We start from the raw sequence: 14,474 nt of genomic DNA on the forward strand, positions 1-14,474 counted from the left end.
CGGTCGACCCAGTTGCTCCAGTCGCGCCGGTCGAGCCTGTCGCTCCAGTAGAGCCAGTCGCGCCAGTAGCTCCGGTTGCTCCAGTTGAGCCCGTAGCCCCGGTTGCTCCGGTGGAACCAGTCGCACCTGTCTGCCCGGTTGCTCCAGTCGACCCTGTCGCTCCGGTCGAGCCGGTTGCTCCAGTAGAGCCAGTCGCGCCAGTAGCTCCGGTCGATCCGGTTGCTCCGGTCGCACCAGTCGATCCGGTTGCTCCGGTCGCACCAGTCGCTCCGGTTGCACCAGTCGCGCCGGTTGCTCCGGTAGAACCAGTAGCGCCCGTCGAGCCAGTAGCACCCGTCGCACCGGTCGAGCCTGTGGCTCCGGTTGCGCCGGTGTCGCCAGTGGCACCTGTGGCTCCGGTCGAGCCTGTCGCTCCGGTCGCGCCAGTGGCGCCAGTCGAGCCCGTAGCACCTGTCGCACCGGTCGACCCTGTCGGTCCGGTAGCTCCCGTCGCACCAGTTGCACCTGTGGCCCCAGTTGAGCCGGTTGCGCCAGTCGCTCCTGTGGCTCCAGTCGACCCAGTTGCTCCAGTCGCGCCGGTCGAGCCTGTCGCTCCAGTAGAGCCAGTCGCGCCAGTAGCTCCAGTTGAGCCCGTAGCCCCGGTTGCTCCGGTGGAACCAGTGGCACCTGTCTGCCCGGTTGCTCCAGTCGACCCTGTCGCTCCGGTCGAGCCGGTTGCTCCAGTCGCTCCAGTCGACCCAGTTGCGCCAGTCGCTCCTGTGGCTCCAGTCGACCCAGTTGCTCCAGTCGCGCCGGTCGAGCCTGTCGCTCCAGTAGAGCCAGTCGCGCCAGTAGCTCCGGTTGCTCCAGTTGAGCCCGTAGCCCCGGTTGCTCCGGTGGAACCAGTCGCACCTGTCTGCCCGGTTGCTCCAGTCGACCCTGTCGCTCCGGTCGAGCCGGTTGCTCCAGTCGCTCCAGTCGACCCAGTTGCTCCGGTCGATCCGGTTGCTCCGGTCGCACCAGTCGCTCCGGTTGCACCTGTCGCGCCGGTTGCTCCGGTAGAACCAGTAGCGCCCGTCGAGCCAGTAGCACCCGTCGCACCGGTCGAGCCTGTGGCTCCGGTTGCGCCGGTGTCGCCAGTGGCACCTGTGGCTCCGGTCGAGCCAGTCGCACCCGTGGCGCCAGTTGAGCCGGTTGCACCCGTTGCGCCAGTCGCTCCCGTCGCACCCGTGTCGCCTGTGGCACCAGTGGCACCTGTAGCTCCGGTCGAGCCAGTGGCACCTGTGGCTCCGGTCGAGCCAGTCGCACCCGTGGCGCCGGTATCGCCCGTCGCGCCGGTAGCACCGGTCGAGCCCGTCGCTCCTGTTGCACCCGTTGCACCTGTGTCACCTGTCGCACCGGTCGAGCCTGTGGCGCCGGTCGCCCCCGTTGCGCCGGTGTCACCTGTGGCTCCGGTCGAGCCAGTCGCACCCGTGGCGCCGGTATCGCCCGTGGCGCCGGTATCCCCTGTCGCGCCGGTCGCGCCCGTGGCCCCGGTAGCGCCCGTAGCACCAGTGGCCCCGGTTGCGCCCGTGGCGCCGGTCGCACCTGCCGGGCCTGTCGGACCGACGGTGCCAGAACTCGCGATACTTAAGAGGCCACCAGTAAAGTGATTGCCATTGTTGCCCGGAGCGCCGATGTTGTTGATCGGCGCAGTAACAAATTGATAACCTGGTTGATCGCCAGGAGTGATGGGGTCAGTGTCGGCGACAAAATTAAGCGAACCGTATAGATGGAAGCCCGAGTCGTATATTAGATAGTTATGTCCAATTTCTGGAACTGTTACTGTTATCGAAAAATTTGGTACCGCAGCGTTGGCTGCTGATGGCAACTGAAAGCTTCCAACAACCGTGTCATCTGTTGTAATTATCGTACCATCTGTATCGACCAAATAGTAAGTATTGATGTTATTGCTTGAACCCGGGTCGATCGTTCCAGTGAGCGTTAGGTCGCCCGCCACAAGGACTCCCGCGTAATTTGCCACACCTTCCGGGGTCAGCGGCGGCAACGTCTTGGACGAACTAACGGCAATATCCCATGCTCCGCCAAGGCCGGCCGCGCCGACCAGCGACGTCGAGGCACAAACGTCCGCGCCAACGGCCTCTTCCAGCGTCGCCATGAACCGTTCGCCGGCATCCCCGAACGCTGTTTGGCAGCTCCACAGCCGAAGCTCGCCATTTGCTGCAAGCGCCCTGCCGATGGCGGCGAAACCATCAGCCGCATCCTGCAATTTTTCGACCGACCATTCTCCCGCAGTGAACACGACCCGCCCAGGCGCGCCGTGCGCCATGATGTGGACCGCATCCAGGCCTTCGTGGCCTTCAAGGCCAGCGGCGATCTGCTGCGCCGGCCGCCGGCGGCCGTCGAGCACGACAGCCCGGACTTCGGGCCTCAGATTGCCGAGAACTGTCTGAACGTCGGAGACCGAAGGATCCAGAAAGAGAATTTCAGAGACGCGGGCCATAACCGGCTCCTGTTGGCTTTGAATTCAATTCAAGGGGAAACCGCTCACCGACCTGACCGGCGAGCGACGGGAACAAGCAGCGGCGTCATCTTCCGGGCGCCCCGACGGCACCATCGGGACGTTGAACCGCAGGGATCTCCACCCGCAGGAAGCTCGCGACCTGGAAATTGCCGCCATCGTCAAACGTGCCGATCGCCAATGAGCCGGCAGTGCTTGGGACCTTGACGGTGAGCGCGACGGCGAGGCTTCGCTTGACGGCCTTGGGAAGAATGACCTGACCGACGATCGAGTTCTTGGCGGTGTCGAGCACGAAATAGGTTACGTTCTCGGTCGAGTCGCCTATGGGCAGGACGCCTCGGACGGTGACTTCCATGACCGCAAAGCTCGCTGTGTAGCTCATTACATCCTCCTCGATCGGTTGCGACTTGCGCCGCCGCTTTTCTTTCGTCCTTTGGGTTTCAGTCAGTGCGGAGCGCCCGCCGCCGGCCTGGGCGGGCCACGTTGGCGAGAGCCGAAAAAGTTCCAAGTTCATGAAAGCGCCGCAGCTTCCGAGACGAGCGCATGGCAGTCGCTGGTGAACTCTTGAGGGCGGCGAGTTTTGGGCAGGGCGGAGACAGAGCGAGACGGGAAGCCGCGCCAGCGCGACACCGTTTGGTGGGCGATATCACTCGAACCACTGTCAACTCCATCACGCGTGTCGCGATTTTCTCGACGACGACTGCGAGAGGGAACCGACTACTGGCGATGGAACATCAATGGGGAGACGGCCGACCGTGGATCACAGGCTGAAGCTGACCCGACGATACGCTTGCACGCCTAAAGCAGTGCGCCTTCACGCATGAAGGGCTTGCTCCCGGATACTCCTACTAGCTCAGCAGACATACGCGAAACGGCGGTCCTTTCGCTCGATCGCGGATACCCTCCCGTTACATTAGACATTAGTAAATTCGAAATTTATAACCTTGTAAATGGTTTAGTTTACAACTTATGAATAGCAGAACTGCGATGCACTATGGGCCCGGTCGGAAGGACGTTGAAAATCCGAGGCTTAGACCGGTGCCGCTAGTCAAGAAAAAATTGCTTGCGGCCAGGTCCTGCCCTGCCTGGCAGCGTCTCGATTTGTTCGGGGAGGTCCGGCCGGCTCTTGCCGTTGCGAAAAGGCTGGCTCACCATAGGCGAAGGCGGCGTGGTAGCGGGCGACCTGAAACCGCCCGAAAAAGCGCAACTTGCCCGATAGAACCCGCGAGTTTTGCCACAAGGCCTGGCAATGATCGCGCGGGGGCATGCATAGAGCGTAAACTCGGATGAATACTCATCTAAAAGGATTGCTGTCGCAGATGGCAGAGCGGTGCAAATATGATTGTCTCAGCTCGCAGTCATCCGAGGGGCGACAGTCAAAAACATGACAAGCGGCAAACATCTTTGCCTCAAATGATCGTCGATTTTGAAACGGCAAATTGCAGGTGCTGGTTCGCAGCGCCTGGTGTGCGCGGCGGGCCGCAAGCACCCCCTTTTCACAATTTCGAACAGGCGTGCAAGAAACGCCGCCGCGCTGAGGGATTGGCATGAGCACCATCGGCCTGTGTATGATCGTCAAGAACGAGACGAAAGTCATCCAGCAATGCCTGACCAGCGTCCTGCCGCTTGTCGACTATATTCTCATCGTCGACACGGGTTCCACGGACGGCACGCAAGACCTCATCCGCGGCTTTCTCACTGCACACAACGTCGCCGGTGCCGTCATCGACGAGCCCTGGCGGGACTTTGCATACAACCGCAGCTTCGCCCTCGAGAGACTGCGTGAGGTTGAGACTGTCGACTATGCGATGATCATCGATGCCGACGATGTGCTGATCCAGGATCCCGACTTCGAGCCCACCGTCTTCAAATCGCGGATGGAACACGATTTGTACGACGTCGAGGTGTCTCATGGCGGCATTTCGTTCTATCGCCCGCAGATCTGCCGCAACCGACTGCCTTTCTCCTTCAAAGGTGTGCTGCACGAATATCTCGAGGCTCCTCCAGGCCCCATCACGAGACAGAACGCCGAGGGGTTCCGCATTGCGACAGGACGCGGCGGAGCCCGCAGTCAGAACCCGCGAAAATACCAGGACGATGCGGCCGTGCTGGAGAATGCGCTTACAACCGAGACCGACCCGTTCCTGATCTCGCGCTACACCTTCTATCTCGCGCAGAGCTACCGAGATTGCGGTGAACGTGAAAAGGCGCTGCAACACTATCTGAAGCGCGCCGAACTTGGGTTTTGGAGCGAGGAGATCTACGTAAGCCTGCTCGAGGCCGGCAACCTCATGGCAGCCCTCGGGCGGGACTTCGAAGAGGTCGTCGCGGTTTACGAGCGTGCGACCCAGACCGTACCCACTCGCGGGGAAGCTCTGCACGCAGCGAGCAACTATTGCCGCAACCAAGGCCGGAACGCCGAAGGGCAGGAGTTTGCGCGTCGCGGCCTGGACCTCAAGGAGCCAGTCGGCCTGTTCGTTCAGCCTTGGGTATATGACTACGGGCTGCTCGACGAGTTTTCGGTCAACGCATATTGGGCGGGCGCATATCGGGAGTCGCTCGATGCCTGCCTGAAATTGCTGGCTTCCGACAAATTGCCGCCGGACATGGTGAAGCGCGTGGCCGCCAATGCCCGTTTCGCCTCCGACAAGCTCCAGGTCCGCGAGTCACCGGAATTGGGAAGGCTCGGCGCCGAGAGCTTGGTCGAGCAGCACAGGCTGGTTGCGCAGCGTCCGCTGCGCTCGCGGCTAAGGGGCACACCGCGCGTCCTGGTCGCGATATTGGCCAAACAGAAAGAATCCGCGCTCCCGCTTTACCTGGCATGCATCGAGTCGCTCGACTACCCTAAGGACTCGATCGTCCTCTACATCCGAACAAACAACAACACCGATAGAACCGAGCAGATATTGCGCGAGTGGGTGGAGCGCGTCGGCCACCTCTATGCGGCGGTCGAGTTCGACAGTTCGGACGTAGCCGACCGGGTCGAGAAGTTTCGCGAGCACGAATGGAACGAGACGCGTTTCAAGGTGCTTGGCCGGATCCGCAACATCAGCCTGCGCAAGACCCTCGAGCACAATTGCGACTTCTATTTCGTCGTCGACGTCGACAATTTCGTGCGGTCGGCCACGCTGCGAGAGCTGGTCGCGCTCGACTTGCCGATCGTGGCGCCGCTGCTGCGCTCCATCTCGCCGGGCCAATACTATTCGAACTACCACGCCGAGGTCGACGCGAACGGCTACTATGCGAAGTGCGATCAATATGGCTGGGTCCTCAACCGCCATGTGCGCGGCGTCATCGAGATGCCGCTCGTGCACTGCACCTATCTTGTGCGCGCCGACGTGCTGACCGAGCTGACATATGAGGACGGCACATCGCGATATGAATATGTCATCTTTGCCGACAGCGCCCGACGATCCGGCATCGTCCAGTACATGGATAACCGGCAGGTCTACGGCTACATCACCTTCGGCGATCATGAATATTACGTGAGTGGCGGGATCGAACGCGCAGGCGAGCTTTTGCGCAACGCGGGCGACGTCCCCTTGTTGAGCGGCGCTACGGGCTCTGGGCCCGCTCCGATGCTGGCGCGACCCGAGCTGACGGACCCGCCGAAGATACATCTGATCAACCTGGACCGCAGCGCCGAGCGCTGGAACAGGTATCAAAGTCATAATTGGCATCTGATGCACAATACGGTTCGCGTGTCGGCCGTCGACGGCGCTTCCCTGGACAGGAACGCGCTCATCGAGGACGGTATGATCACCGATGACTGTCCCTATCCCCCGGGGACACTGGGATGCGCGCTATCTCATATCGATTTGTGGAAGCGGTCGGTTTCGGAGAACAGGACGATTACCGTCTTTGAAGATGACGTTCGCGCATCGTATCGATTCATGGAGGAGTCCGCCGACATCCTGTCCCGAGCGCCGGCAGGTTGGGACCTGATACAGTGGGGTTATATAATTGATCCCTCGTTCATCTGGCTGGATTTCGGTCTTACGAACGCCAAGCTGGAATTCTACGATCGCCGCTACGCCAACAGAACTGCGTTGTTTCAGTCGGAAAAGTTCCCCAGATCGCTCATCCGCCTGCAGCATTCATTTGGAACGCAGGCCTACACCGTCTCGCCAAGAGGGGCGCGAATCCTTCTCGAGAAGTTGCTGCCGCTGCGAAGCCGCCTTGTCCCATTTCCCGGGACTCCCGTGGTGCTGGACGACACCGGCATCGATTGCGCGATGTGTGGGGCCTATGGCTCGATGCAGGCTTACCTCTGCATGCCGCAACTCGTTGTCCTGGATGACGGGCTGCCTTCAGATCGAACAACTACGGACCACGGTTAGAAAGGAACAGCTAGCACCTGACTGATGCTGTTTCCGCTCCGAGACAGTCTCATACTGCCATTGGATCATATGTAAACTCCGGCGCGAGTGATCTTCCTTGAACCATACATCTACAAACAACGGATTGCGTATACACACAATAATATTTTGTTGGCCAAATAAGGTCGACAACGTCACCAGGATATATCAACAGGCACGCCTTCGGTCTGCAAAAGCTACCGTCATTGACTCTTCTCTGGATCCTATTCCAGAAGGTGTCATCAATGACGATTGGCTGAAGATTGATAGCAGTCATTACTACGGAATGGCCTTCAAAAGAGCTCTTGAATGTTTTGATGGCGATATTCTCTTGCAGATACAAGGAGACGTCCTAGCCGATGATTTTGGTAAGTTGGTCGATTTGTGCTACAAGCGATTCTATAATGACTCGAGTCTGGGGATTTGGTCTCCCGAAATCGACAACACGGCGTTCCCCACGCGAAACGTGGAGATCATGAATACGCGCGATCCACATCTAAAGGTCGTTGCGATGACAGACTGCATCGTATGGGCGCTGACGGTTTCCGTCGTTAGATTCCTGCGCACGCTTGAATATAGCGACAACAATCTTGGCTGGGGAATCGATTGGGCAGCTTGCGCCTACAGCTTCGCGAACAAGCTGTCGGTCATGCGGGATGCGTCAGTTTCCGTAATACACCCTCCTGGCAGTGGTTACGGTCATGAGGAGGCCAGGCGGCAACAAGCCATGTTTTTGTCTCAACTTGGTAGAGCTGAGGCAATCCAGTACGCGCTCCTTTCTCGCCGTGTGTTCGGAAGATAAAAAATTATGAATGCGATCGGATCCAACATTTGCGCTCCTGCATACTCGTCAAGAAATGTACAACCGCGAACCCATCTCTACTGCCAGCAATCATGAGGTGACGTCGGTTGCTGAGAAGGCGAGAATTTACGGGGCTGGTTTTCGTCCTCGCGGCCCTCGCGTCGGTTTCAACAATGGTCAAGCGGCGAAGCAGTAGCACGCAGGGCAATTCCACGGCCCCATCGCCGTCATCTCCCGAAACCGTGCCCTCGACCTCCCTTCTCACCGCCCCGATCGAGCTTGCCGGAGACTGGGGCGGCATGCTGGAGGGTGCGGCCGTTCAGGTGGTCGAGCGCATGCGGCACGCATGCCTTGACGGGGTCCGCCTGGTCTCCGATCGCCAGCCGACGCGACTGCGCGTCGAGGAACATACATCCGGGCCACCGGCCATCTGGCTGCATCGCGACGGCAGCAGCATGGCCTGGATCATCGTCGATATCGGCGAGCGGGACTGGTCGAAGCTTGCCTACCAGTTCGGGCATGAACTCGGCCATGTGTTTGCCAACAGCTGGCAGGCCGATGCCAAACCTGCCCCGCCCTGCCAATGGCTCGAGGAAGCCATGGTCGAAGCCTTCTCGCTGCGCGGACTGGGTCGCTTGGCGAAGGACTGGAAGAAGAACCCGCCCTTCGCAGGCGACAACGCCTTCGGCGACGCCATTGGCAAGTATCGCGAGAACATCATCAAAGGCTACGCCGCTTTGGCGGACGCCCAGGGGCTTACCCAGGATCCAGCCCTTTGGTTCGCCAATCACCAAAGCGAAATCGAGGTTCCGAACCTCAATCCATTCGCAAAACCCATGGCCCTCAACATCCTGGCGGAATACGAACGGGTGCCGGATTGCGTTGAGGCGCTGGGCGCGCTCAACCGCTGGCCGGGGCGCAGCGGCATTCCGATCGCCGACTATCTGTCGCAATGGGCAAAAAGCTGTGCCGATCTGCAGGCTTCACCGCGACTGCCGCAGCACTTGCGCGACATGCTGCATATTGCTTAGCGCATCCCCTCGCCCGATCGCTTAGGCGCCCCAGCTCACATGCGAACCGAAGCCGTCAGACGCCGCGTCTGGATGTCGGAGCCGTGCTGCGTGGGGCCAAAGCCGACCTGCCGGGATCGATGAAAGGCGCCCAGTAGTCGACCGACTCGCGGATCATGGCGACGACCTGATGGTCGACAGGCTCGCGCTCGCGAAACGACAGCTCGAGGCAGATCTCGTTGTCGGTGCCGCCGCCGCGCCGCACCGTCTCTAGGAATTTTTGGGGCGTGATGCGGCCATCCTTGTTGTGGGCCTCGGTGAAGGGCCAGTGGCCGCCCTTGTTCATCGACGATTGCTTGATGTGAATGATCGGGGACTCCCGCGGGAAAGCCTCGGCCCAGGCATAAGGGTCGATGTCGGCGGGATTGCTCGACGTCACGTCGCCATGGTCGATGTCGACCATCATCTTCAGCGGAATGGCAAGACCGGCGGCCTCGATCTGCTCGTGCAGCGCCCGGCAGCTCTCGATGGTTTGGCCGAACTCGCGGCCGACCGACATCGGCTCCCAGAACAGATAGGTCAATCCGGCCGCCCTGGCGTGCTCGGCGACCTCGCGCCAGCACTCCATCGCGATGTCGAGGAGGCGGGCGCGGCGTTCGGGATCGTCATAGTCCTTATGAGTGAAGATGGCGAACTGCGTGCCGATGCCGCTCGCGCCAAGCTCAACCGAGATGTCGGCGAAGGTCTTGAACCAGTCGACATAGTAGCGGCGGACATCGGCATCCGGGTGGCCGAAATGGTTGAGCCGACCATAGGGACCGGTCATGCCGGAGGTGATGCGCACGCCGGTGCGCGCCAGAGCTGCGCGGAACAGCCGGATAAACTTAGCGATCGTCGCCGCCGGCCAGCCGGGATTGACGAACTCATGCGTGAGCTGGACGTCCCTGATGCCGATGTCATAGGCGATGGCGTCGATCAGATCGTCTGGATCAGCGAAGCGGTTGACCAGGGGATTGGTGTTCAGCGACAGTGTGAAAGGCAAGATCTCACCTCCTGCTCAGGCCTGCCAGACGAAGCTTGGCAGGACAAAGTCCGGCCGGGCGCCGTGACCGGCAAACAGCTCGTCAAGCTCCTGACCACTCATCGCGGCTAGTATGCCGGAACGCACAAGCGCCGATGACAAGCCGGCACCAGAAGCGCCGGCAATGTCGTGCTCGACGCTGTCGCCTATCCCGACAACGCTTTCGCGCGCAGGATTGCCCAGCCTGTCGAGCGCGGCCTCGTAGATCGCCCCATACGGCTTGCCGATCCATTCGACCCGGCCGCCGAGTTCCTCGTACAGCTCGGCGATCCGGCCGGCGCCGAAACGCGGCCCCGATCTGGTCAACATGATCCTGTCGGGATTGGTGCACAGGCACGGCACGCCGGCCTGCGCCGCAGGCGCCAGCAAATGACGATAGTGGTCGAGCTCGAAGCGGTCGCCTTCACTTGCCGACAGCAGGATGATGTCGGCGCGGCCGGCGTCATCGACCAGCTCGAGATCGAGCCCGTCGACAGCGCTCCTGTCGCCATCGCGCGCAATCAGCAGGCAGCGTGTGCCGGACGCAAGGCCGGGGTGCCCTGCCAGCCCGGCAAATCGCCGCCAGGCGACTTCCCCGGAGCTGAGAAAGATATCCCAGGAGCCGCGCTTGAAGCCTAGCCCGACCAGGCGATCCTCGTTCGGGGCCGACCGCTTGCCGGAATTGGACAAAAGCACAACCGACTTCCCGGCGGCCTTCAGTTTCGACAGCGCCTCGATCGCCCCTGGATAGGCGACGCTGCCGTCATGGAGGACGCCGAACTGATCGATGAGGAAATGATCGTAGCGGCCGGCGAGGTCAGCAAGGTCTCGCAGCGCCACGGGTTTGGTCGTGGCGCTGCTCACAGAAGCCCCGCCTGGCGTGCGCCCTGAAGTGCCAGCCTTGCCGTTCCGGCCGCCGCTTCCTCGCAAAGCGCATCAAGAAAGGGCACGCCCAGCTTCTTCCCGCGGATTGCCGTCCACGCCGGGTTGCGCGCGCCGCCGCCGACGCTGCGAACGGATCGCAGCTCCGGCCCGCCGAGATCGGCAAGCTGGCGGTAGCCGCGTGCTTCGATGGCGGCAATGCCCTCCAACATCGCCTGCAGGAAAAGCGCGTCATCCGCCGGGCGCGGTTCGAGGCGCGGCGCGAGGCCGGCATCGGCGATCGGAAAGCGTTCGCCGGGGCCAATCAAGGGATAATAATCGAGGCCGGTCGGCCGGTCCGGCTTTATCGACCCGGAGAGTTCGACGATGCGCTCGACGGGAAAGAAATGCGCCAGCACCTTGCCGCCGGTGTTCGACGCGCCGCCGGCCAGCCAGGCGTCGCCGATGCGGTGGCTGTAGATGCCGAACTGAGGCGCAAACAGGGGCGTCTCGCACAGTGCCTTGAGCGTCAGAGAGGAGCCGAGCGCGGTGACGGCGTCGCCGACGCGGGCGGCTCCGGTGGCAAGAAAGGAGGCGCAGCCGTCAGTGGTGCCGGCGACCACCACTGCATCGCCGGCCAGCCCGAAGCGTTTCGCGCTCTCGGCGCTGATCGCTGCGATCGCCGTCCCCGGCGGAACGACCTGCGGCAGCAAGGCCATGTCGGCGCCGGTCCTGCCGATCCAATCGGGCCAGCGGCGCCGAACCGGGTCATAACCGGTCTTAAGCGCATTGTTCTCGTCGCTAACGGCGAAACGTCGGGTGAGACGGCCGGCGATCCAATCGGCCTGGTGGAGAACCCGGGCCGGCCTCAATCTGCTTTGGAACAGCAGCAGCTTGGCAAGGCCGGAGGTGGCGCCATGCGCTGCGCTTTCCGGCGGCGCCTCGGCAGCGATCGCCGAGAGAATGGCGGCGTCCTCGACCTTGTCGGAATACATCAATGCCCCGCTCAGCGGCTCGCCGGCGCGGTCGACCGGCAGCATGGTGCCGGAGGTGCCGTCGACGGCAAGCGCGCGAACCTGGCCGGCATCGACCCGAGCAAACAGCGCCGTGAGGGCCGCCTCGATCGCGCGCCACCATGTCGCCGGGTCCCGCCAATCGGTCCCGAAATCGGCGAGCGCGACGCCAGCCTGGCCGTGGATCGCAAAGCTCGCGTCCATGGCGACGGCGCGCACGCCCGAGGTGCCGACGTCGATGCCGACGACGAGCCCGGTCATTGCAGCGATGCCCCGCTGCGCCGGTTCAACTCTTGGCGATATTTCTCCGCGTCCCAGTTGAGCAGCTCGGCATTCTCCTGCGGGCTGAGATAGTTGACGTGCGCCGCCGGATCGACGCGCGCGGCGACATCGGCCAGGCAGCGCGCCATCGCTTCGGCGCCGGCATCGGCGTCACGCCGCATCAGGACGCCCTTGCCGGGAAACAGGATCGATACGGGAGATGGCTCGCCGCACGCGCTCATCCTCGCGGCGACAGCGGCGGCGTTCTCTTTCGGGCCAGCGATCACTGATCCGATACCCAGGAAGATGACGTGGTCGGGATAGAGGCTGCCGGACGCCGCGATGCGGCAACTGACGAGGTCGGTCGCCGCCGCGTGCGCCTCGACGGCACGCGGAAGGCGGTAGTCGCTGCCCATGGCCAGTCGCAGCAACGCGTCAACATCGGGCGCCGGAGCGGCACGCGCCGGGCGGGCAAGCAGGCCGCTGACGCGCCGCAGCAGCAGGCTCGCCTCGGCGACGGTGTCGCCGGCAACGACGAGCCCGTGATTGCCGAGCACCAGCACGTCGGTGCGCGGCCCCAGCCGCTCGGCCATGCCCTGCGCCAGCGGCAGGCCCGGCCGGCGATAGGGCACGAAAGCCCAGTCGAGACCGCGCAGGCGTTCGGCAAGCAGCGCTTCGGCGTTGGCCTGAACCGCAGCGGCGATGGTCTCGACACAATGGACGTGGACGACGATCTTCTGCGGCAGCAGCGCATGCACGGTGGTTTCGATGGAAGGCCGCAGCCGGTGCAGGTTGAGATCGGCCGGCGTGAACTGGTCGGCTTTCTCCGCCGCCGGGCTGCGTCGCGCCACCGCCTCGAGCAAAGGCGCCAATTCCACAGGCACCATGATATCGCTGGCCGCCGCATTCATCAGCCAGGTGCCGGACGCCTTGATCCACAACAGACCAGCCTGCTTGAGCGAGGTGTTGCCGCCGGCGCCCTGGACGAGCAGCGGATCGGCGCCGACGCTGGCCGACAGACTACGAAGCGCCTGTAACTCGGCGTCCTCCTGATCGATGCGAGCAGCCATCAGCCTGCCTTCGCCAATCGATTGGCGCACCAGTCCTCGAAGGCCGCACGCTCCGGCGGCGAAAGATGCAGCCCATGCTTGGTGCGGCGGTCCAGAATGTCGGCGGCTGTCGAAGCCCATTCGTGTTCGAGCAAATAAGCGGCCTCGCGTTCGAAGAAGTCCCTGCCAAACTGCCGCCCGAGGTCAGCGACGGAGCTGGCGGCGCCGACCAGGGCGCGGGTGCGCGTTCCGTAGAGGCGGCCATAATGCTTGAGCAGGGAGGCCGGCATCCACGGATAGTCGCGGCCAAGATCGCCGAGGAACTGTTCGAAGTCGGCGTTGGCAATATCGCCGCCGGGCAGATGCGCATCGGAAGTCCAGGCCTTGCCCATGTTCGGAAAGAAGGGCCGGATGCGATCCAGCGCGTGCTCGGCCAGCTTGCGAAACGTGGTGATCTTGCCGCCGAAGATCGACAGCAGCGGGGCCTGGCCTTCCGGCGCGTCGAGTTCGAAGATGTAGTCGCGGGTCACCGCGCTTGGGTTGTCGGCATTGTCGTCATAGAGCGGCCGAACGCCGGAGAAGGAGTGAACGAGGTCGCCGCGCGAAAGCCCACGTTTGAAGTAGCGGTTGACGACCTTGATCAGGTAGTCGATCTCGCTGCCGTCCGCTTTGACGTCCTCGGGCCGACCTTCGTAGGGAATGTCGGTGGTGCCGATCAGCGCCAGATCGTTCTGGTAGGGATTGATGAAGATCACCCGCTTGTCGTCGTTCTGGACGAGATAGGCCTGCCGCCCTTCCCAGAATTTCGGCACGACGATGTGGCTGCCCTTGACCAGGCGAACATTGCGCTTGGAGTTCTGACCGGCGACACGGTTGACGACGTCGTTGACCCAAGGGCCGGCCGCATTGATCAGCGCCCGCGCCCGCACCGTCGTCTTCACGCCGGTGCTCCCGTCGCGCATCTCGACGACCCACAGGCCGTTCTCGCGGCGGGCGGCGGTGCAGGCAGTGCGGGTGAAGACCCTCGCCCCGCGTTCGGCTGCATCGAGCGCATTGAGGATCACCAGCCTGGCGTCGTCGACCCAGCAATCCGAATATTCGAAGCCCCGCTTGAAGGCATCCTTGATCGGCGCGCCCTCCGGCGCCTTGCGAAGGTCGAGCATGCGCGTGGCGGGCAGCCGCTTGCGGCCGCCGAGATGGTCGTAGAGGAACAGGCCGAGCCGCACCAGCCAGGCCGGCCGATCGTCGGGACTGTGCGGCAGCACGAAGCGCATCGGCCAGATGATGTGCGGGGCGGATTCGAGCAGCACCTCGCGCTCGATCAGCGCCTCGCGGACCAGGCGGAACTCGTAATATTCGAGGTAACGCAGGCCGCCATGGACCAGCTTGCCGGAGCGGGAACTGGTGCCTTCGGCAAGATCGTCCTTCTCGCACAGGATGACGGACAGGCCGCGGCCGGCCGCATCGCGGGCGATGCCGGCGCCGTTGACGCCGCCGCCGATGATGAAGAGGTCGACGATCTCGCTGCCGCCGGTCATCCGCGCTGATCTCCGATACCGC

At 62.8% G+C, this 14,474-nt stretch carries 10 protein-coding genes; 3 read left to right on the forward strand and 7 right to left on the reverse strand.

From position 1 onward, the window contains the following. Together EN818_RS28245 and EN818_RS28255 are read right to left on the reverse strand one after the other, a co-directional pair. Positions 1 to 2,482, reverse strand: a 2,482-nt coding sequence (locus tag EN818_RS28245) for a DUF4347 domain-containing protein (RefSeq protein WP_189523978.1), incomplete at its 3' end; no start/stop codon positions are given. Positions 2,483 to 2,567: 85 nt separating this feature from the next. Continuing rightward, a complete protein-coding gene (locus tag EN818_RS28255) occupies positions 2,568 to 2,882 on the reverse strand; it encodes a hypothetical protein (RefSeq protein ID WP_135906065.1) in 315 nt (104 codons plus the stop codon). A 1,165-nt stretch (positions 2,883 to 4,047) separates the two neighbouring features. Between EN818_RS28255 and EN818_RS28260 the strand changes: the two genes are divergently transcribed. The 3 genes from EN818_RS28260 to EN818_RS28270 all read left to right on the forward strand — a co-directional run bounded on the left by EN818_RS28260 (position 4,048) and on the right by EN818_RS28270 (position 8,691). After that, positions 4,048 to 6,840, forward strand: coding sequence for a glycosyltransferase family 25 protein (locus EN818_RS28260; protein ID WP_135906066.1), 2,793 nt, complete (start codon positions 4,048 to 4,050; stop codon positions 6,838 to 6,840). A gap of 97 nt (positions 6,841 to 6,937) precedes the next feature. Next, a complete protein-coding gene (locus EN818_RS28265; RefSeq protein WP_129553223.1) occupies positions 6,938 to 7,660 on the forward strand; it encodes a hypothetical protein in 723 nt (240 codons plus the stop codon). A 242-nt stretch (positions 7,661 to 7,902) separates the two neighbouring features. After that, complete coding sequence (locus EN818_RS28270) at positions 7,903 to 8,691, forward strand: hypothetical protein (protein WP_135906067.1); 789 nt, start codon at positions 7,903 to 7,905, stop codon at positions 8,689 to 8,691. Positions 8,692 to 8,746: 55 nt separating this feature from the next. Here the strand turns inward: EN818_RS28270 and EN818_RS28275 are convergent, their stop codons facing one another. The 5 genes from EN818_RS28275 to EN818_RS28295 are packed head-to-tail and all read right to left on the reverse strand — an operon-like array spanning position 8,747 to position 14,452. After that, positions 8,747 to 9,712, reverse strand: coding sequence for a TIM barrel protein (locus EN818_RS28275; RefSeq protein ID WP_135906068.1), 966 nt, complete (start codon positions 9,710 to 9,712; stop codon positions 8,747 to 8,749). A 15-nt stretch (positions 9,713 to 9,727) separates the two neighbouring features. After that, complete coding sequence (locus EN818_RS28280) at positions 9,728 to 10,594, reverse strand: TIGR01459 family HAD-type hydrolase (RefSeq protein WP_245518906.1); 867 nt, start codon at positions 10,592 to 10,594, stop codon at positions 9,728 to 9,730. Then, positions 10,591 to 11,865, reverse strand: a complete 1,275-nt coding sequence (locus tag EN818_RS28285) for an FGGY-family carbohydrate kinase (protein ID WP_135906069.1) — start codon at positions 11,863 to 11,865, stop codon at positions 10,591 to 10,593. The genes EN818_RS28280 and EN818_RS28285 overlap by 4 nt, the downstream gene beginning before the upstream one ends. Next, positions 11,862 to 12,935, reverse strand: coding sequence for a class II aldolase/adducin family protein (locus EN818_RS28290; protein WP_135906070.1), 1,074 nt, complete (start codon positions 12,933 to 12,935; stop codon positions 11,862 to 11,864). The genes EN818_RS28285 and EN818_RS28290 overlap by 4 nt, the downstream gene beginning before the upstream one ends. Then, on the reverse strand, positions 12,935 to 14,452 hold the full coding sequence (locus tag EN818_RS28295) for a glycerol-3-phosphate dehydrogenase (protein ID WP_135906071.1): 1,518 nt from the start codon (positions 14,450 to 14,452) through the stop codon (positions 12,935 to 12,937). The genes EN818_RS28290 and EN818_RS28295 overlap by 1 nt, the downstream gene beginning before the upstream one ends. Positions 14,453 to 14,474: the final 22 nt, after the last annotated feature.

It is taken from the genome of Mesorhizobium sp. M3A.F.Ca.ET.175.01.1.1 (genome assembly GCF_004791945.1).
Classification (GTDB): domain Bacteria; phylum Pseudomonadota; class Alphaproteobacteria; order Rhizobiales; family Rhizobiaceae; genus Mesorhizobium.